This window comes from Corallococcus sp. AB045 (genome assembly GCF_003668895.1).
Taxonomy (GTDB): domain Bacteria; phylum Myxococcota; class Myxococcia; order Myxococcales; family Myxococcaceae; genus Corallococcus; species Corallococcus coralloides.
Map to the genome: position 1 here is coordinate 1 of NZ_RAWN01000431.1, position 736 is coordinate 736.

Annotated in this window: 1 protein-coding gene; it reads left to right on the forward strand. The window is 70.4% G+C overall.

Annotation, left to right across the window (positions count from 1 at the left end):
• Nucleotides 1–8: 8 nt before the first annotated feature.
• On the forward strand, nt 9–736 hold a 728-nt coding region (locus D7Y21_RS41325; protein ID WP_147469543.1), incomplete at its 3' end, for a FadR/GntR family transcriptional regulator.

Sequence of the window (736 nt, forward strand, 5' to 3'; positions counted from 1 at the left end):
GAGGGGGAATGGGGATGGGACGGGGAGGACTCGTGGCTTATGTGGAGGCGCAAATCGAGCGCGATATCGCGCTGGGGCGGCTGCACCCGAGCGGGCAATTCGGCTCCGAAGCGAAGCTGGCGCGCCGCTATGACGTGTGCCGGGGCACCCTCCGCGAGGCGCTGCGGCGGCTGGCGGCGCGGGGGCTGGTGGTTCAGCACCCCGGACGAAGGACTCGCGCGGTGGCGCTGGATGAGTCGCTGACGCTGGAGAACCTGGGCCTGGCGCTGCATGACGCGAGCAACCCGGATGCCCGGTGGCTTCTGGAGGGCTACTTCAGCCTCAAGCGGCAGGTGCTGGTGGAGCTGCTGGCCGACTGCTGCGCGAGGGCCTCGGACCTCGACCTGGACCGACTGGGGAGCACGTGCTTCCAGCTCCAGGACGCGGCGCGCTGGGAGTCGGGGGCAACCTGCGCCCAGGTGGAATTCGAGTTGCTGCGGCAGGCAGCGCGGGTGGCGGCGCGTCCCGGGCACGTGCTCCTCGTTCAGTCCCTGCAGCGGGCATTCCTGGGAGGCGCAGCCCAACTGCTGCCGCTCATGGGGGGTGAGGCGCTGCGCGAGTGGGCCTTCCTCGCGATGGGGGCCATTTCGGAGCGTAATTTGCGGGCGATTCAGCACGAGCTGCCGGCGCTGCTGAAGGCGTGCGACGAGCGCGTGCTGGACGCGTTTGCCCCCTCCCCCAAAGTACCTGCGTCCCC